The 17272-nt window shown below is 52.7% G+C and carries 22 protein-coding genes; 20 read left to right on the top strand and 2 right to left on the bottom strand.

Features of this window, described 5'->3' with window-relative positions; translation table 11 throughout:
- The first annotated feature begins 57 nt into the window (after positions 1-57).
- The 8 genes from trhA to M2108_RS11035 all read left to right on the top strand — a co-directional run bounded on the left by trhA (position 58) and on the right by M2108_RS11035 (position 5343).
- On the top strand, positions 58-705 hold the full coding sequence (gene trhA, locus M2108_RS11070; protein ID WP_277469396.1) for a PAQR family membrane homeostasis protein TrhA: 648 nt from the start codon (positions 58-60) through the stop codon (positions 703-705).
- A 158-nt stretch (positions 706-863) separates the two neighbouring features.
- On the top strand, positions 864-1220 hold the full coding sequence (locus tag M2108_RS11065) for a putative DNA-binding protein (RefSeq protein WP_277469395.1): 357 nt from the start codon (positions 864-866) through the stop codon (positions 1218-1220).
- Between the two features lie 21 nt (positions 1221-1241).
- Positions 1242-2633: a signal recognition particle protein gene (gene ffh, locus M2108_RS11060; protein ID WP_277469394.1), complete on the top strand. Its 1392-nt coding sequence runs from the start codon at positions 1242-1244 to the stop codon at positions 2631-2633.
- Between the two features lie 339 nt (positions 2634-2972).
- Positions 2973-3245, top strand: a complete 273-nt coding sequence (rpsP, locus tag M2108_RS11055; protein WP_091066196.1) for a 30S ribosomal protein S16 — start codon at positions 2973-2975, stop codon at positions 3243-3245.
- Between the two features lie 22 nt (positions 3246-3267).
- The gene (locus tag M2108_RS11050) at positions 3268-3498 is read left to right on the top strand and encodes a KH domain-containing protein (protein ID WP_020432321.1); all 231 of its coding nucleotides are present in this window, start codon (positions 3268-3270) and stop codon (positions 3496-3498) included.
- A gap of 88 nt (positions 3499-3586) precedes the next feature.
- Entirely contained in the window at positions 3587-4111 is a 525-nt protein-coding gene (gene rimM / locus M2108_RS11045; protein WP_277469393.1) for a ribosome maturation factor RimM, read from the top strand.
- The gene (trmD, locus tag M2108_RS11040; protein WP_277469510.1) at positions 4111-4959 is read left to right on the top strand and encodes a tRNA (guanosine(37)-N1)-methyltransferase TrmD; all 849 of its coding nucleotides are present in this window, start codon (positions 4111-4113) and stop codon (positions 4957-4959) included. The genes rimM and trmD overlap by 1 nt, the downstream gene beginning before the upstream one ends.
- Positions 4960-5214: 255 nt before the next feature.
- Entirely contained in the window at positions 5215-5343 is a 129-nt protein-coding gene (locus M2108_RS11035) for a hypothetical protein (RefSeq protein WP_260509852.1), read from the top strand.
- 463 nt (positions 5344-5806) lie between these two features.
- On the opposite strand, the gene M2108_RS11030 is transcribed toward M2108_RS11035, so the two are convergent.
- Entirely contained in the window at positions 5807-5995 is a 189-nt protein-coding gene (locus M2108_RS11030) for a hypothetical protein (RefSeq protein WP_221797878.1), read from the bottom strand.
- Between the two features lie 253 nt (positions 5996-6248).
- Between M2108_RS11030 and M2108_RS11025 the strand changes: the two genes are divergently transcribed.
- On the top strand, positions 6249-6497 hold the full coding sequence (locus M2108_RS11025; protein WP_277469392.1) for an LSm family protein: 249 nt from the start codon (positions 6249-6251) through the stop codon (positions 6495-6497).
- Between the two features lie 95 nt (positions 6498-6592).
- Here the strand turns inward: M2108_RS11025 and M2108_RS11020 are convergent, their stop codons facing one another.
- Positions 6593-7576, bottom strand: coding sequence for a hypothetical protein (locus M2108_RS11020; RefSeq protein WP_277469391.1), 984 nt, complete (start codon positions 7574-7576; stop codon positions 6593-6595).
- A gap of 251 nt (positions 7577-7827) precedes the next feature.
- On the opposite strand from M2108_RS11020, the gene M2108_RS11015 reads away from it, so the two are divergent.
- The 11 genes from M2108_RS11015 (at position 7828) to M2108_RS10965 (ending at position 17180) form a co-directional block, all read left to right on the top strand.
- The gene (locus M2108_RS11015) at positions 7828-8115 is read left to right on the top strand and encodes a hypothetical protein (protein ID WP_277469390.1); all 288 of its coding nucleotides are present in this window, start codon (positions 7828-7830) and stop codon (positions 8113-8115) included.
- A gap of 148 nt (positions 8116-8263) precedes the next feature.
- Complete coding sequence (gene rplS / locus M2108_RS11010) at positions 8264-8608, top strand: 50S ribosomal protein L19 (RefSeq protein ID WP_042128973.1); 345 nt, start codon at positions 8264-8266, stop codon at positions 8606-8608.
- A 223-nt stretch (positions 8609-8831) separates the two neighbouring features.
- Positions 8832-9452: a signal peptidase I gene (lepB, locus tag M2108_RS11005; RefSeq protein WP_277469389.1), complete on the top strand. Its 621-nt coding sequence runs from the start codon at positions 8832-8834 to the stop codon at positions 9450-9452.
- A 34-nt stretch (positions 9453-9486) separates the two neighbouring features.
- The gene (ylqF, locus tag M2108_RS11000; RefSeq protein ID WP_277469388.1) at positions 9487-10347 is read left to right on the top strand and encodes a ribosome biogenesis GTPase YlqF; all 861 of its coding nucleotides are present in this window, start codon (positions 9487-9489) and stop codon (positions 10345-10347) included.
- A 190-nt stretch (positions 10348-10537) separates the two neighbouring features.
- Complete coding sequence (locus tag M2108_RS10995; protein ID WP_277469387.1) at positions 10538-11164, top strand: ribonuclease HII; 627 nt, start codon at positions 10538-10540, stop codon at positions 11162-11164.
- A gap of 78 nt (positions 11165-11242) precedes the next feature.
- Complete coding sequence (locus tag M2108_RS10990) at positions 11243-13438, top strand: DNA ligase (protein ID WP_277469386.1); 2196 nt, start codon at positions 11243-11245, stop codon at positions 13436-13438.
- Entirely contained in the window at positions 13435-13740 is a 306-nt protein-coding gene (locus M2108_RS10985) for an EscU/YscU/HrcU family type III secretion system export apparatus switch protein (RefSeq protein WP_277469385.1), read from the top strand. The genes M2108_RS10990 and M2108_RS10985 overlap by 4 nt, the downstream gene beginning before the upstream one ends.
- The gene (locus M2108_RS10980) at positions 13737-14123 is read left to right on the top strand and encodes a YraN family protein (RefSeq protein ID WP_277469384.1); all 387 of its coding nucleotides are present in this window, start codon (positions 13737-13739) and stop codon (positions 14121-14123) included. Before M2108_RS10985 ends, M2108_RS10980 begins: the two co-directional genes overlap by 4 nt.
- Positions 14124-14262: 139 nt before the next feature.
- Positions 14263-14676 carry a hypothetical protein gene (locus M2108_RS10975; RefSeq protein WP_277469383.1) on the top strand — a complete coding sequence of 138 codons (414 nt, stop codon included), beginning with the start codon at positions 14263-14265 and terminating at the stop codon, positions 14674-14676.
- Positions 14677-14813: 137 nt separating this feature from the next.
- On the top strand, positions 14814-15323 hold the full coding sequence (locus M2108_RS10970) for a metallophosphoesterase (RefSeq protein WP_221797858.1): 510 nt from the start codon (positions 14814-14816) through the stop codon (positions 15321-15323).
- Positions 15324-15464: 141 nt separating this feature from the next.
- Positions 15465-17180 (top strand): YifB family Mg chelatase-like AAA ATPase, encoded by a 1716-nt coding sequence (locus M2108_RS10965; protein ID WP_277469382.1) that lies wholly within the window; start codon positions 15465-15467, stop codon positions 17178-17180.
- Positions 17181-17272 lie beyond the last annotated feature (92 nt).

Below are 17272 nucleotides of genomic sequence, written 5' to 3'. Positions count from 1 at the left end.
GAATGGGCTCCGGATTAACGGTATAATAGAAGGAAACGCACACGGAAGGATTTTGTTATGGCAAATACTTATACTTACAGCCGCAGGGAAGAGGTCGCTAATGCCATTACACACGGTATCGGTACGGTACTGAGTGTAGCTGCACTTGTTCTGCTTGTTGTTTTTGCCAGCTTGAAGGGGACGGCCTGGCATGTTGTCAGCTTCTCAATCTACGGGACAACGATGCTGCTGCTGTATCTTAACTCTACGCTGGTGCATAGTCTGCGGGAAGGCAAGGCGAAGGATCTGTTTGAGTTCTTCGATCATTCCTCCATCTATCTGTTCATTGCCGGCACCTATACGCCGTTTCTGCTTGTTGCAATCCGCGGGCCGCTGGGCTGGAGCCTGTTCGGCATCGTCTGGGGAGTGGCGCTGTTCGGTGTAGCGTTCAAGGCTTTCTTCGTCAAAAAATTCCTGTTCATGTCAACTATTTTTTACATCGCCATGGGCTGGCTGATCGTAATCGCCTGGAGTCCGCTGTCAGCGGCTGTGGCCGGCGGCGGAATGGCGCTGCTGATGACCGGCGGTATTCTGTACACGCTGGGAACGATCTTTTATGTATGGAGAGGGTTTCCGTTCCACCATGCAGTCTGGCATATTTTCGTGCTTGCCGGCAGTGTAACGCACTTCTTCGCCGTACTGATTTATCTGCTGCCGATCCGCTAAAAGCCGCTATAAGCCGGTAAAATAATAGGATAATGCTACAGTTTACATTCAAAGAAAGATGACAAGCAAAAAAGCTTGACATCTTTCTTTGTTTTCGGTATCATAAGGGACGTTGTGAAGCTGTAAAGTGTTTTTCCTTGACGAAGGGAGTGCCCTTGATGAGTCAGGAGAATAGGCTCGAGAAGACGAACCGGATCAACCTGTTATTCGCATTCTATGAACGGCTGCTTACTGATAAACAGCAAACGTTTTTGAAATATTATTTCCATGATGATTTCTCCCTGGGAGAGATTGCCGCGGAATTTGAAATCAGCCGCCAGGCCGTGTATGAGCATATCAAGCGCGCCGAGCAGGTGCTGGAGAATTATGAAGAGAAGCTTGGCCTGCTGGCCAAGCATGACGACCGTAACCGGTATTTAGAAGAACTGCGCAGACTGCCTGATAATGGGACGCTGCCTGAGCAATATAAACAGCGGTTCACGGAGCTCGTGGATCGTTTGCAGAGGTTAGAGTAGCATGAAGGGAGCAAGCCGCATATGGCATTTGAAGGTTTAACCGGAAGATTGCAGAATGTGTTCAGCAAGCTGCGCGGCAAAGGCAAGGTATCCGAGGATGACGTAAACGAAGCCATGCGCGAGGTGCGTCTGGCGCTTCTGGAAGCCGATGTTAACTTCAAAGTCGTCAAGGATTTCGTATCCAAGGTGAAAGAGAAGTCCATTGGCAAGGAAGTAATGGACAGCTTTACTCCCGGTATGGTCATCATCGACATCGTTAACAAGGAATTGACCGAGCTGATGGGCGGAAGCCAGTCCAAGCTGGCCAAGGCTAACAAGCCGCCGACCGTGATTATGATGGCGGGTCTGCAGGGGGCCGGTAAGACGACCACCTCAGGCAAGCTGGCCAAGCTGCTGCAGAAGGGCAATCACCGCCCGCTGCTCGTTGCAGGCGATATTTACCGCCCGGCAGCGATCAAGCAGCTGCAGATCCTGGGTGAGCAGATTAAAGTTCCGGTATTCGCGCTCGGCGACCAGGTCAGTCCGGTAGAGATTGCCAGACAGGCTATCCAGCATGCGAAGGATAATAATCTGGATTATGTGATCATCGATACCGCAGGCCGCCTGCATATTGATGAAGCGCTGATGGATGAGCTGAAGCAAATTCACAGTGTGGTGAATCCTGATGAAGTACTGCTTGTAGTCGATGCTATGACCGGTCAGGATGCCGTGAATGTAGCAGAAAGCTTCAATAAGCAGCTTGAGCTTACCGGCGTTGTGCTGACCAAGCTCGACGGCGACACCCGCGGTGGTGCCGCGTTGTCCGTCAAGGCCGTAACCGGCTGCCCGATCAAATTCGCCGCTCTCGGCGAGAAGATCGACGCGCTGGAGCCGTTCCATCCGGAACGTATGGCCTCCCGTATCCTGGGTATGGGTGACATGCTCTCCCTGATCGAGAAGGCCCAGGCCAACATCGATACCGAGAAAGCGAAGGAAATGGAACGTAAGATGCGTAATGCGGAATTCACGTTCGATGACTTTCTTGAACAGATGGATCAGGTCAAGAAGCTTGGACCGATCGACCAGATTCTTGATATGCTGCCTGGCATGAACAAAGCCAAGGGTATGAAGGACCTGAAGGTGGACGACAAGCAGATGGGCCGTGTCGAGGCGATTGTTCATTCCATGACCAAAGCCGAGAAAGCCCAGCCTGAGATCATTAACCATAACCGCCGCAAGCGGATTGCCGCCGGCAGCGGAACGAACGTGGCCGAGGTCAACCGCCTCATCAAGCAGTTCGATGAAATGCGCAAGATGATGAAGCAGTTCTCCGGCATGATGGGCGGAATGAGCGGCAAGGGCGGCAAGAAAAACGCCATGAAGCAGCTCAAGAATCTTGGCGGCAAAGCCGGGATGAAATTCCCGTTCCGTTGATCTAAAGTTTTTGATCTTAATCTTTAGGGTTTACCCTAGATCAGATATAGTACAACATCAGATGATCGAGAGATTTAGTTTGTGTTAAACCCGTCGCCCGGTACCGCCGCAGTTAAGCGGGTCCCGTAAGGGACGGAAAGCGATCCTTGCTCCCCCATCCCAAGATTCCGCCAGTCTGAACGCCCACGCCAGTTGCACTTAAGCGGGTGTCCAGAGGGCAGAGCCCTTGGGGCCCTCCCTTGGAAGGGAGGGTTTGGGAGGGTTCGAAAAGCTTTGTAAAGGGGTTTATCACTAAACTCTTCCCATACTTTTTGATATTCTTTTAAGGAGGTGAATTTCGTGGCAGTACGTATTCGTTTGAAAAGAATGGGTGCACATAAAGCGCCTTTCTACCGTGTAGTGGTTTCCGATTCCCGGTCCCCTCGTGACGGTCGTTTTATCGAGGAAATCGGTTACTATAATCCGGTTGAACAACCGGCAGTAGTTAAGATCGATGAGGAAAAAGCTCTTAAATGGCTTCAGACAGGTGCACAAGCATCTGATACCGTCCGCAACCTGCTTTCCAAAGCTGGCGTGATGAAGAAGTTCCATGAGCTGAAGCAACAGAAATAATGACTGATTGCGAGGGTCCTCTATGGAAGAATTAGTTGGAGTAATTGCTAAGGCTTTAGTGGATCATCCGGAAGATGTAGCGGTGCGGACTGTGGAGAAGGATCACCTGATTGTATATGAGCTCTCCGTACATCCTGATGATGTCGGCAAGGTCATCGGCAAGCAGGGACGGATCGCCAAAGCGCTCCGCACAGTAGTTACATCAGCAGCAGTCAAGAGCGATAAACGCGTAACCGTAGATATTTTATCTTAACTGATACGCACAAGAAGGGGCTAGGGATAGTATATCCCGGCTCCTTTTTGTTCAAATATAGATAAATGACCTTAAAGGAGTGGATACAATGGCAGAAGAATTAACGGTAGGCAGGCTGGTTAACACACACGGCATCCGCGGAGAAATCAAGATTTTGTCGCATACCGACTTTCCGGAAGTGCGGTTTGCCCCTGGCTCAAAAATGCTGGTTATTCCGGCAGACGGCAGCCCGAAGTTTGAGGTTATCGTGGAATCAGCGAGAGAACACAAGGGTATGTATATTGCCAAGCTCAAGGGATATACCAATATCAATCAGATTGAAAAATATAAAGGCAGCCTGCTGAAGGTTCCAGGCGATGATCTGGTCGAGCTTCCGGAGAACGAATACTATTTCCATCACATCGTTGGCTGTGAGGTCTATACGGATCAGGATGCGGACAAGCCGCTGGGAACCATTACAGATATTCTCCAGCCGGGTGCAAATGATGTCTGGGTGGTAAAACCCGCCAAAGGGCAGGACATTCTGATTCCGGTTATCGACGATGTAGTGCTGGATGTAGATACCGCAGCCAAAAAGATTACTGTGCATCTGATGGAAGGGCTGCTGCCATGATGCGGATCGATGTGCTGACGCTTTTTCCGGAGATGTGTGAGGGCGTATTCAGCACAAGCATTCTGGGAAAAGCGCGCGACAAAGGCATTGTCTCCCTGAATGCAGTCAATTTCCGCGACTTCTCCGGCAATAAGCATAATACGGTGGATGACACGCCATACGGCGGAGGCGGAGGGATGGTGCTTAAGCCGGACCCCATCTTTGCAGCGGTGGAGCATGTGCTGGGTATTCCTCCGGTTACAGCAGAATCTGTACGGGCCCAAGAAGCTGGCGGTATAACAAGGGCAGTTCAGGCTGTCGAAGAGCTGGCTGAAGCGGCTGCGGTTACTTCTGCGCATGTTAAGCCGCGGATTATTCTCATGTGTCCCCAAGGGAAGACGTACAACCAGCAAATTGCCGAGGAACTGGCCAAGGAGCAGCATCTGATCTTTATCTGCGGTCATTACGAGGGTTATGATGAGCGGATCAGGGAGCATCTGGTTACCGATGAGCTGTCCATCGGGGATTATGTGCTGACAGGGGGAGAACTGCCTGCCCTGACGGTTATTGACTCTGTGGTACGGCTGCAGCCGGGAGCGCTCGGTAATGAGACCTCGGCCATAACGGATTCGTTCAGCACCGGGCTGCTGGAGTATCCTCATTATACACGGCCTGCCGAATTCCGCGGCTGGAAGGTGCCGGATATGCTGCTGAGCGGCCATCATGCCAATATTGAGCTGTGGCGGCGGGAGCAGGCTCTGAAGCGTACCCTGGAGCGCAGGCCTGATCTGCTGGAGACGGCTGAGCTTACAGTCAAGGATAAGAAAACGCTGGAGGAATTGAAGCAGCAGCCGCACGGGCAGGCTTGAGCATATTTTTGTAAAAATAGTCATTTTTAACGTCTGTTTAACGTATATTACGTTGAGGAGGCGTTTTTTGTTATGTCCAAACGGGTATATAAATCTCAGCGGATCAGATTCAGACCTGCGAGAGCAGACACAGAAGCTTCACAAAGAAATGCGAGCAAATGTGCGTTATCATCCTTATTTTAGGGTAATGAATAGAGGTGCCGCAGTACACCTCTCTTACAGAAGCAGTTTAACTATTGAAAGGAATGAACACAAGTGACTACGAATACGCATGAACCACTCAAGCCTGACGTGGACACTGTCCACAAGGAAGCGGAGCCGCTCCGCACCGTTAACGATATTATTGAGTTTTATACAAACCGCAAATCGAAATTTTCCATTTGAATAACCTGGCGACAGGTTGAATAAGGCAGGACGGGGTTTATCAAAAAAACTTTAAAGACGTACCCGGCGGGTACAGCTTTAAAGTTTTTTTGTTCTGATTCGAAGGATTACCGCAAAACATAAAAAAGACCGTCCGAAGACGGTCTCTCTACCCGAGGCGCTTTGTAAAACTGTGATCCGTATCCCGCGCCACCAAGGCTAAGTTGATTAGCCGTTGGTCCGGGTAAGGGATACGTTCAGCATATCATGATAGATGTGAACGCACCTCCTTTCCTTGTGACAAGAGTATAGCACAGCCCAATCTGAAAATCTATAAAATTTAAACAATAATTTCAAATTATATTTTTGCAGAAAAAGAAAATTTTTCTTGAATGAAAACCCTTTCTGGAGCATATAAAAAAACCGCTTCTGCAGGACGCTGTGGTCCTGAGGAAGCGGTTTTTGGTGTTGTAGAAATGTCCGGCTACTCTATCGTATGCCGGCTGCGTCTCAGCTGAACAATGCCGGTAACCAGTGAATAGGTTCCCACAACCAGCAGGGCAACAATGGCCCAGGTGTAATTGCGCACGCTATAAGTGAGGGACGCGAACATGATGAAGATGGCAATCCGGAGGACCCCTTCATTCATAAATTTTCTGCTTGCTGTGCTCATGATTCCTGCCTCCTCAAAGTCATTATAATAGTAGCTGTACAAGTCCGAAAGCGTTTTACTATTTGTAATCATTATAAACCTTTTCTGCAGAAAAAGACACACTTTGTTCACAAGCGCTTTATTTCACAATAAATTCACTTTGTGCTGCATCTTCAAAAAAAAAGATGCCTTCCACCGTATCCTGTACCCCTGCCGTTGCCGCAATATCACGTCCCTCATAAAATACAGCAAACAAAGGAGGAGGGATACTCTGGTGGAAGCTTATTACAACTGTCTGTACTGCAAAAACAAAAAAGTGCGTATCTTGACAACAGACGGAAAGAAGCATGAAGGGATCATCGTCGATGTTGACCAGAATAATGTGTATCTGAAAACCAAGGGTAACGGGCGGATGAAAACGTCGGCCTTTTATCCCGGCGGATATTACGGCGGATATTACGGCTATGGCAGCGAGATTTTAACCCTGAGCTTGTTCACACTGCTGGCCATTGCACTGATCTGACATCAAAGAAGCGGACTTCCCGGTTACCCGGGACAGCCCGCTTCTTTAATACATACGACTGAATTAACAGGTACCAGATAGGACTAGACTACAGCCTACTGCTGAACAGAGATGGCTCCGATCTCTGTAGAGAGTGAGAGCACGGGCCCGCCCCCGTTGTAATCCTGCCTGCCGTCTCTTACCCCGTTAATAGCTCCAAGCTCGCTGTCAGCTTTAACCGTGCAGTTCAAACCGCCGGCAAGACTGGCTTTGATCGCACCTATAGTGCTGCTGGCTGTAAGGCTGCTTCCGCTGTCCATTCCCTCAAGGTCCAGAACAATGCTTCCCGTTTCGGACTGCACTCTGGATTTGCCGGTAATTACGGCATCCTTAAGGGTGATGGTACCGACATCACTGGTAATATCATAGCCGCCTTCAAGGCCGGTTGCTTCTATGGAGCCGACGTTATTGGCAATTTCATAGGCTGTGACCGTTTCAGGAACCTCAATTACAAAATTGATGCTGAAATCGGAGTGGCCGTATTCTTTTTGTGCCCATGTCCAGAGGCTTTTGTCAGGATTGTCTTTGGAATGAGCGGAGACGGTCAGTCTGCCGCTTTTATTTTCGATTGAAATCTCGGCGTTGTCCAGAATTTTGCGGTCTGTGTCACGGGTAAGCGGATTATGCGCGATGAGGGTTGCGGATACAGTAAGGATGTCGCCCTTACCGGGAATAAGCTCTATCCTGCCCACTGCATTGTCCAGCTGAAGTCTGGTAGACCCGCCCGCTGTAAGCGAGGTGGTAAGCTCCTGCTTCAGGCTGTTCTCATTAATCTGTTCCGCCGCTTCTGCTGCCGTTTCCTTAACAGCGTCATGCACGCCGTCTGCCGCCTCGGCAATCTCCCTGCCAAGATCCTCTGCAGCTGCGCCTGCATCCAGACTTAGTGATTCGAGAAAACCTGCGCTGTTGCTGCCGGATATGCTCTCTTCGAGCTGCTGATCAGCGGCTTCCTTGCCCGGAAGCTCACGGCAGCCGGCAAGCAGAACAAGCGAGAATACGGTAACGGCAGCGATAATAGCTGTGTTATGTTTTTTTTTCAATGGTAACCCTCCTAGTGTAATCTCTGATTTGCTTATGTATAGTCATAAGTATATATTATGGTAAATAATTGAATAACAGGCCGCAGACGGGTTGCTAACTGGACTAAAGTCGGGGGCGGTCAGACCAACTGTAATTCGAACTTTTTTTATGGTAAAATAGCTGAAAGATGAACTGTCAAGTGCAGTTGAGCCAGCCGGCAGGAAGATTGCCAACCACGCAGCCAGTAAAGGTTAAGGGAGCGGATGAGCAAATGGGATATGCAGCGGTTTTTGTGGTATTGCTTGTTATTGTTGCTGTTTCTTTCAGATCCCGGAGCCGCAGCAGCAAGCCGGAGAGCCCGAAGCAGGGCATGCCCAGCAATGTTATATCCATGGACAGACACCGCAAAGCCAAACAGAGTGCTGCCATACAGCCCTGTTCCTCGTGCAGGAAAAAGAACGGAAAGCTGATTTTTTATGCCCAGGATGACGGTAGTGTAGTCGGACTATGCAAAGACTGCAAGGTGAAAGCGAAGAAGCGGGATATGATGCCGCTATAACCTAAAAACTCACTGTTGCACAAGCCTATCTTTTATGATAAGATTATTTCTGTTGTGTGGAATACGGTGGTCCGCTGCGGATAATGAGGGAGAGCTCGGGTCTCTCCGGAAGAGGCATGAACACCTGTACGGAAGGAGGAAGTCCTAAATGAATATCCTACAAGCTATTACACAAGAGCAACTTCGTAAAGATATCCCTAGTTTTCGTCCAGGTGATACTTTGAAGGTGCACGTAAAAGTTATCGAAGGAACTCGTGAACGGATCCAGTTGTTCGAAGGCGTTGTAATCAAACGTCGCGGCGGTGGAATCAGTGAGACTTTTACGGTTCGTAAAATCTCTTACGGTGTTGGTGTGGAAAGAACATTCCCAATCAACTCGCCTAAGATCGAGAAAATTGAAGTGGCTCGTCGTGGTAAAGTTCGCCGTGCGAAACTGTACTATCTGCGTGAACTTCGCGGTAAAGCTGCAAGAATTAAAGAAATCCGTCGCTAGAATCAGCGGCAAAGAAAGGGGCTTGATTTCAAGCCCTTTTCTTTATTCTTGCCGGCATCTCCGGCCCTTGTATACAAAGCCAGACTTGAACATAAATGCCTTAGGATCAGCTTCTTCCGAAAAGGCCTCCTGAAGGAGTATTCGTGGAGGCGTTTTTGGCAGGAGTTTTTTTGTTGTATATTGAAGGTAAAGTGAGAGTAGCATAAAGAGAGGACGGTGAACTATGCAGCAGGATTTACAGCAGGGACAAGGAGAAACGGTGGACCCGGGCGGGCAGCCGCCCCAGAAGCAAAAAAATGAAGTCCTGGAATGGGTCAAGGCGATAGCGATTGCGCTGGTTCTGGTGGTCCTGATCAGATGGCTGTTATTCAAGCCGTTTATTGTGGACGGGCCCTCGATGCAGCCGAACTTCCATACAGGTGAGCGGGTCATTGTAAATGAAATTCTGTACGACATCCGTTCCCCGCAGCGCGGTGAGGTTATTGTGTTCCATGTGCCTTCCGAAGGCAGAGATTTTATTAAACGTGTTATTGCAGTAGCCGGGGATACGGTAAAGGTTGAAGGGGATGTTGTTACTGTTAACGGCGAACCGGTAGACGAAACGTATATTCAGGAGGCCATTGATGCCCGGCATGCTAATAACGCCCTGTATAATAACAAGGATTTCCCGAATGAAGAGGTTCCGGACGGAACTGTACCTGAGGGCCATGTGTTTGTTATGGGGGACAACCGTTCAGACAGTACAGACAGCCGGATGATCGGTTATGTACCGCTGGGCGATATTGTCGGCCGTGCAGATCTGATATTCTGGCCGGTTCAGGATATTTCAATTATTAACCACTAAATGATGCTGACAAAAGTCAGAGGAGGTGACGGCTATGGCCATTCAATGGTTTCCCGGTCATATGACGAAGGCAAGACGGCAAATTGAAGATAAGCTGAAGCTGATTGATGTGGCGATTGAGCTGCTCGATTCCCGTCTGCCGCTTTCCAGCCGCAATCCGATGATTGACGATATTTTGCGGGATAAGCCAAGACTGATTATTCTTAACAAAAGCGATCTGGCCGATCCTGAAGCGACACGTAAGTGGCTGGCGCATTTCCGGGCTGAGGGGCATGTTGCCCATCCGGTGGATGCTTCCACAGGAACCGGCATAAAGGAAATTCCCGAACAGGTCAAGCTGCTGCTCAAGGAGAAGATTGACCGGCAGATTGCCAAGGGCATGAACCCGCGGGCGAACCGTGCGCTTATCGTCGGTATTCCGAATGTCGGCAAATCCACATTGATTAACAAGATGGCCGGACGCAATATTGCCCTTACCGGTGACCGTCCCGGTGTAACCAAAGGCCAGCAGTGGATCAAGACGGACGGCACACTCGAGCTGCTTGATACACCGGGAATTCTATGGCCAAAGTTCGAGGACCAGGAAGTAGGTTACCGTCTGGCGATCACCGGAGCGATTAAGGAAGAGGTTCTTAACGTTGAGGACATTGCTTACTACGCGGTAAAATATCTGATCAAGGATTACGGTTCACGTTTCCAGGAACGCTTTGGCATTGAGAAGCTTCCTCAAGATGTGGACAATCCGGATGAAATTGTGGCCGTTATGGAAGCGGTCGGACGCAAGCGTGGCTGTCTGATCAGCGGCGGCCGTGTCGATCTGGAGAAAGCTTCCCGTACATTGCTGCACGAGCTGCGTGCCGGCAAGCTGGGGACGTTCACGCTGGAAACACCATAACAGGCAGGAATTAAAGTGATGAGAGCCATCCAATTCATTTGGGTGGCTTTTTTATGTTGGGCGTGTGGTAAGGGGACTAAGGGAGTCCTGGTTTTTTTATAAGCAGAAAGATGGATGACCCAAGAAGTCCTCATGTGATAAGCTGGCAAGTAGAGAAGGCCTTAAAAATAGACATGGCGGTGGAAAATTGATGAGCAGTATAGATATGCTGAGTTTTGAAAAAGCGGGCTGGGAACAGTCATACCGCAGGATTGCGGGAGTGGACGAAGTAGGCAGGGGCTGTCTGTTTGGGGATGTAGTGGCAGCGGCAGTGATTTTGCCGGAGGGCCTGATTATAGACGGGGTTGACGATTCAAAAAAGCTGACAGCGAAAAAGCGGGATGCGCTGTACGAGATCATAATGGAGCAGGCACTGGCTGTCTGTGTCGGTCATGTGGACTCTGCAGTAATTGATGAGATTAACATTAAGCAAGCCTCACGCCTGGCGATGAAAAAAGCGGTTGAGGGACTTGGTGAAGCTGCCGATTATCTGCTGGTTGATGCGGAAAAGGTGGATTTGCCGCTGCCGCAGCAGGCAATCATTAAAGGGGATGCCAACAGCCAGTCTATCGCTGCAGCCTCAATAGTCGCCAAAGTGACCCGGGACCGGCTGTGTGAGGGCCTGTGGGAGGAATTATATCCGGACTATGGCATTAAAATACATAAAGGCTATGCGACTAAGCTGCACCGGGAGCAGATTCTGTCACTGGGGCCAACCCCGATGCACCGGCGCAGCTTTATCGGAAAAATTCTGGCTGAGCAGCAGACCTTATTTTGAGGCGGTAACCTTTTATAAAATGGATGGTAAATGCCGATAAAAATAAATATCAGCATATGAAGAGAGGAGGAATGCGGCATGAATATCGGGTCATTATTCCGCGGCCTGCTGGGTGACAGCAGACCCGGGGAGGCCAAGTCACTGGAGCTGAAGGAAGGTCAGGTTGTCCGGGGTGTAGTGCTGAGTGTTTCGGAATCCGGCAAGGAAGCGGTAGTACAGATTCAGGGAACCCCTGTCCGCGCTGAGCTGGAAACACCGCTTGCACCGGGGCAGTCGCTGACTCTTCAGGTCGAACCTCCGGGGGAAGGCGGGCTGCCGGTGCTGAAGCCGCTGACGCCGGGTGAAGCTGCGCTGGTTTCTCCGCAAAGCATGGGGGAAGCGCTGGAATCACTGGGACTTAAAGACGCGAAGGCCGGTAAAGAGATTGTAATAGCAATGCAGTCCGGAGGACTGCCGCTGACCAAGGAAACCGCAGCCAAACTGGACGCGATTATGAACGCCAAGCCTCAGGGAGTACCGGCTTCAGAATGGCTTGAGGCGGCTGTGCTCTCGGTGAAGCGCGGGCTGCCGGTAACCGCTGAGAGTGTGAAGGGCCTTCAGCAGGCAGTCTTTGGACCGAAGCTGCATGAGCTGTTGTCCAAGCTTGAGACGGAGCTTGGTGTATGGGCACAGCAGGCAGGGGATGCGGAGAGTGGAAAAGCTGGCGGTCCGGCTTTGAATAAGGGCGCGGGGGCTCCGGCAGTGGATCATACTGCCGGAACTGTGGCGGCTGGCAACGCGGCTGCAGAACCGGAAGAAACTGCCGGCACATCCAAGACCGCAGCTTCGCCTGCCGGTGCTGAGAGCGGCTCCCGCACGGTATCAGCGGGCACGCAGATGCCGGGTACCGCAGCTGCGGATCACGCTGCGCGTGCAATGGCGGGTACAGCCGGGGGAATGGCAGTGGAGGATAATCCCGGGCAAATGGCAGTGGAGGATAATGCCGGGGGAACGACAGCGGAGAACGAAGCCGGAGAGCCGGCAGCTGCTAAAGGAGCGGCCGGCAAGGAACTGCCGGCTTCAGGGCCTTCAGCGGCCGGGACACCTGGAAATCCGGCAGCCCGGGCCGGAGCAGAGGCTGTTGGCGCAGCCGTTAATCCGCAGTCTGCGGATGCCGGAGAAACTGCAGGGGCAACTGGCGTGCCTGTCAAATCCGGGGCGACGGAAACAGCGGGATTGCAAAGCGCTGCTGCCAAAGCCGGGAATACAGCGCCTGCCGGCACCGCCGGAAATACTGGCACAGCGGAGCCGCAGCCGGCCGCCGGTGAGGAGCCGGCGGACGTTGCTGCTAAAGGCGGCACTGCTATGAAGAGTGCCGACGGCCAGCCGGCACCCTCCGGTGCGGCTGCGGCCGGAGGCGCCCTGCTCACGAAGCTGCAGGGCGTGCTCACCGAGCTGCGCGGCACCCTGTCGCAGCTCACAGATCAGGCTGGCGCTGCCGCCCAGCCTGAAGAGGGCGCCCCGCCCGCTGCCGCGGCGGGGCAAGAGCCAGCCCGCGCGGCCGGCACGCCGCGCGGGGACAGCCCGGCTGCTGCGCAGCAGCCGGGCCAGGCACCCGCCCCTGCCCAAGACACGGAGTCTTGGGTCGGGCGGGTGCTGAAGCTGCTCGGTGCGGAGCACGAGCAGCAGGCTGTGCGCGGCGGCGCTGCGGCCGCGCAGGCAGCGTCCGGCGGCGGGGCGGAGGCCGCCGCCGATACGCTGAAGGGCGTGCTGCTGCAGGTCATGGGCAGCGGCGACGCCCCGCCCGCGGTCAAGGATGCCGCGGGCCAGATCGTGGCGCAGCTGACCGGCCAGCAGCTGCTGCTGAACACCGACCGCACGGCGCCGTTCGCGCAGGTCACATTGTTCCTGCCGCTGCGCGGACCTGACGGCGAAGAGACAGCTTCGGTGCATATTCAGTCGCGGCGCGGCCGCAAAGGTGAGCTGGATGCGGCGAACTGCCGCCTCTGGTTTGATCTGGACATGAAGCAGCTGGGCCAGACTCTGGTGGATGTCCAGGTGGTCGACCGGATCGTCAGCCTGAAGCTGCACAATAACGATCCGTGGGTGCTTGAGCTGCTGGAGGGGCGGCGGGAGGAAATGGCGGCTGCCGCAGAGTCGATCGGGTACCAGCTGTCGAGCCTGCGGACCGAGCCGCTTCCGGAAATGAAGGCGGCGTCCGGATCAGCCGCAGTGGCAGCCAAACTGGCCGAATATACACCAGATTCCTATAAAGGAGTCGATTACCGGATATGAGTGAGCAGGAGAAGCAGGAAGTATCGCAGCGGATGAAAAGAGCGGTCGCCCTGAAATATACCCCCGGCCAGAGCGAGGCTCCGGTGGTAGTGGCCAAAGGTCAGGGGGCGGTTGCCGATATGATTCTGCAGAAGGCCAAAGAGAACGGGGTGGCTGTACAGGAGGATGCTGCCCTGGTTGAGGTTCTCTCCAAGCTGGATCTGGATCAGCAGATCCCGCCGGAGCTCTACAATCTGGTGGCGGAAATTCTTAGCTTTGTCTATCAGAGCGACAAATTGGCCGGGAAACGGAAGATACAATGAGGGAATCTCATGCTGGCGGAGCCTATAACCGGAAGGTAAAGGGGGCAGCGGCTGAAGCGGCAGCAGCACTGTATCTGGCTTCGAGGGGTTACACTGTAGTGGAGGCCAACTGGCGCTGCCGCAGCGGGGAACTGGATCTGGTTGCGGAATATCAGGGCGCTCTGGTATTCATCGAGGTGCGCAGCCGCAGCGGAAGTCCGCTCCCGGGAACGCCGGAGGAGTCGGTCGATACCCGCAAAATCCGACAGGTGCGCAGCACGGCAGAGGTATATCTGTATATGAAGGGCGAACAGGAACGTACCGTTTCATTTGATGTCATCAGTGTTCAGCTGAATCCGGATTTAAGCGTCGCAGCCCTTCGCCATATCCGTGAAGCTTTTTGAACAATGGTCATTTCAGCCTGTCTTTGGTGGGGAGTTATAGCCTCTATCCTTGGCAGGACTGCATACTTTGGGTCATTTCTCCTGGTAAATGGGTAAACATTATTGTGACTTTTAATGCTACCATGAGGAGGCGGTTCCCGTGAATAACCAACCGGTTAATATACAGGTAAGCTTTGCTTGCCAATATTGTGATCACAAGATTGAAGTGGATATGGGAGCTCGGCCTTCAGCCGTTATCTGCTGCAGTAATTGCAGTAAAAGCTTTACGATCATGCGCCCGGCCATTGCCGAGGAGATATTGATAGACTGGGAGAATGAGGCGCTGATTCAGAAGATCAGGGCTGAAAAGAGTCAGAGCAGCCACAGCAGCCTGATGAATCTCGTTATCCGGGTGATTGAGCTGCTAACCTGGCGCGACAGGGGCAATGGTCAGGTCGAAGCCATCAAGGAAATGCGCAAATGGCTGGTAGAGCATGAGGAAATCCCGTCCTTGGCAGAATTGATCCATCTGGATGCCAATCAGCGCTCCAGTAAACGGGAATGGCCGAAATGACGGCTGCCCAAGCTAAAGCTAATGCCGGTTGAACTTAAGGATTACCGGGAGCCTGGCGGTGCCTTTGCAGAAGGGCTGCCGCACAGCCGGCCGGATTCTTAAGTTCTATTTTTTATTACATAACGGGAGGAAATCCAATGCCGGATGTCTTTTTCACATCGGATCATCATTTCGGACATAAGCTGATTATTGATTTTGAGTCCCGGCCTTTCGTAAATGTGCAGGAGATGGATGAGGCCTTGATTGCAAACTGGAATGCCGCGGTCGGTCCAGAGGATACCGTTTTTCATCTGGGGGACTTCTCCTTTCTCGGTCTTGAGGCGACTAGTGCCATTATCAGCCGCCTGAACGGGTACAAAATACTCATTCTCGGCAACCATGACCGCGGGCGCGGGCGGAGCTGGTGGCTGGAGGCGGGTTTCGATGAGGTCAGTGAATACCCGCTGGTGTATAAGGACTTTTTCTTCCTTTCCCATGAGCCCATGTATATGAACAAGCATATGCCATACGTAAATGTGCATGGTCATATTCACGGCCAGAAATATGAAGGGAACAATCATTTCAATATTTGCGTTGAACATACCGGATATAAGCCTTTATCGTTCGCTGCAATCAGGGATGCGGTTGTGGTCAATGAGGAAGGGTAATGGATTGCAAAAAGCTTGATAATAGCGCGGCTGTCTCTGTATACTAGGGATAGTCAGACTATGGAAAATGAGGAAGCACCTTTTTTCTTGAATGGATGACGCCCATTGGGGGGCGTATTTCAGGAGAAGGGGTGTTTTTTTATGTACGGAAAAATGCATAGTGCCTGCCTGTACGGTATTGAAGGCGTGATGATCGGCGTGGAAATAGATCTGGCCAACGGCTTGCCCCAGACCAGCATAATCGGGCTACCGGATTCAGCGATCCGTGAAGCGGTGGAAAGAGTGCGCGCAGCGGTCAAAAATTGCGGCTACCGCTATCCCCAGCAGCGGGTTACAGTCAATCTGGCTCCGGCAGATCTGCGTAAGGAAGGCTCAGCCTTCGATCTGGCCATTGCACTGGGTATTCTGACGACCAGCGGCCAGCTGATGATGCCGGCAGCTGAGGAGATGCTGCTGATCGGGGAGCTGGCCCTCGACGGGAGCCTCAGGCCAGTGACCGGTGTGCTGCCGATGATAGAGGCTGCCCGGCGGTCGGGCTTAAGCAAGGTGCTGGTGCCGCGCGGGAATGAGGCAGAGGCAGCGCTGATCAACGGCATGGCTGTCTATGCGGCCGGTCATCTGCGTGAGCTGCCGCATCCTGCTGATGCCGGAACGGGATCTGCTGGCCATTCAGATGTGGTGTCAGATAAACAGCGGCACATTCCGAAAGCTCCTGCTGGGCATCCGGACAATCAAACTGCGCTCCCGTTTCCGGTTACTGTAGTGGGCGGCCAGGGCGATTCCGGCCGTAATCACCAGCCTGTCAGGGCGCTTAATCTTGAACATTTGCGGTATCACCCGCAGTATAGTATTCGCAGTTTATCAGGTACGGCAGATGAGATACTGAGGGAGGATTTTGGTGATGTGCTCGGCCAAAGCCATGTGAAGCGGGCATTGACGATAGCCGCTGCCGGGATGCACAATATTATCCTGGCGGGGCCACCCGGTACGGGCAAGACTATGATGATCAAGCGGCTGCCCGGCATTATGCCGGAGCTGAATGACAGCGAATCGCTGGAGGTCACCAAAATATTCAGTGCGGCCGGCAAGCTGACGGATACCCCCAGTGGGCTTTTACGCAGCAGGCCCTTCCGTGCCCCGCATCATACCATTTCAGCGGCAGGGCTGATTGGCGGGGGGAGCATACCGAAGCCGGGGGAGGTGAGCCTGGCTCACCGGGGAGTGCTTTTTCTGGATGAGCTGCCTGAGTTCTCGCGGAATGTGCTGGAGGTGCTGCGGCAGCCGCTGGAGGATAGCGTAGTTACGATAAGCCGCGCCCGTGCTGCCTTTACCTTTCCGGCCCGTTTTTTGCTCGCCTGTTCCATGAATCCGTGCAGCTGCGGATACTTGGGGAACACAGGCACGCAGCAGCGGTGCACTTGCAGTCCGGCAAAGATTGCCCAGTACCGGGCCAAAATCTCAGGCCCGCTGCTCGACCGGATTGACATGCAGGTGGATGTTCCCCGACCGTCGGACTGGAACGGGCAGGGCCCAGTCTTATCCTCAGCAGAAATGCGCAGGGATGTGCTGAGAGCCCAGCAGATTCAGGCAGAGCGTTACAGCAAACTGCCGATTTCCTGGAACAGTGAGCTGTCCGGGGCAGCGCTGCGCCGCTATGCGGCTCTGAATAAAGAGAGCAGCCTGCTGCTGCACGGGATCCTGGAGAGTCTCGGCCTCAGCATGCGGGCGCATGACCGGATTATTAAGCTCGCGAGAACCATCGCCGATCTGGAAGGGGCAGCCGTAATTAGCTCTGCCCATCTGGCAGAAGCTGTACAGTACCGCAATCTGGACAGGCAGGTTGTGGCTGAAGAGTAAGGGGGGAGCCTTTTTCTGAATCTTTTCCTTCATTATAATATATCCCTATAAAATCTTGTTAACAGCTATGAAAAATTACTGCACAAACAAAT

This window comes from Paenibacillus sp. PastM-3, from assembly GCF_029893965.1.
GTDB lineage: Bacteria > Bacillota > Bacilli > Paenibacillales > Paenibacillaceae > Paenibacillus_AQ.
Note: the sequence above shows the minus strand (reverse complement) of the source record. Positions and strands in the feature narration are given on the sequence as shown.

Coding starts and splice junctions, on each gene's coding strand:
- trhA (WP_277469396.1), top strand. CDS start 58: ATGGCAAATACTTATACTTACAGCCGCAGGGAAGAGGTCGCTAATGCC.
- M2108_RS11065 (WP_277469395.1), top strand. CDS start 864: ATGAGTCAGGAGAATAGGCTCGAGAAGACGAACCGGATCAACCTGTTA.
- ffh (WP_277469394.1), top strand. CDS start 1,242: ATGGCATTTGAAGGTTTAACCGGAAGATTGCAGAATGTGTTCAGCAAG.
- M2108_RS11050 (WP_020432321.1), top strand. CDS start 3,268: ATGGAAGAATTAGTTGGAGTAATTGCTAAGGCTTTAGTGGATCATCCG.
- rimM (WP_277469393.1), top strand. CDS start 3,587: ATGGCAGAAGAATTAACGGTAGGCAGGCTGGTTAACACACACGGCATC.
- trmD (WP_277469510.1), top strand. CDS start 4,111: ATGCGGATCGATGTGCTGACGCTTTTTCCGGAGATGTGTGAGGGCGTA.
- M2108_RS11030 (WP_221797878.1), bottom strand. CDS start 5,995: ATGAGCACAGCAAGCAGAAAATTTATGAATGAAGGGGTCCTCCGGATT.
- M2108_RS11015 (WP_277469390.1), top strand. CDS start 7,828: ATGGGATATGCAGCGGTTTTTGTGGTATTGCTTGTTATTGTTGCTGTT.
- rplS (WP_042128973.1), top strand. CDS start 8,264: ATGAATATCCTACAAGCTATTACACAAGAGCAACTTCGTAAAGATATC.
- lepB (WP_277469389.1), top strand. CDS start 8,832: ATGCAGCAGGATTTACAGCAGGGACAAGGAGAAACGGTGGACCCGGGC.
- ylqF (WP_277469388.1), top strand. CDS start 9,487: ATGGCCATTCAATGGTTTCCCGGTCATATGACGAAGGCAAGACGGCAA.
- M2108_RS10995 (WP_277469387.1), top strand. CDS start 10,538: ATGAGCAGTATAGATATGCTGAGTTTTGAAAAAGCGGGCTGGGAACAG.
- M2108_RS10990 (WP_277469386.1), top strand. CDS start 11,243: ATGAATATCGGGTCATTATTCCGCGGCCTGCTGGGTGACAGCAGACCC.
- M2108_RS10985 (WP_277469385.1), top strand. CDS start 13,435: ATGAGTGAGCAGGAGAAGCAGGAAGTATCGCAGCGGATGAAAAGAGCG.
- M2108_RS10980 (WP_277469384.1), top strand. CDS start 13,737: ATGAGGGAATCTCATGCTGGCGGAGCCTATAACCGGAAGGTAAAGGGG.
- M2108_RS10970 (WP_221797858.1), top strand. CDS start 14,814: ATGCCGGATGTCTTTTTCACATCGGATCATCATTTCGGACATAAGCTG.
- M2108_RS10965 (WP_277469382.1), top strand. CDS start 15,465: ATGTACGGAAAAATGCATAGTGCCTGCCTGTACGGTATTGAAGGCGTG.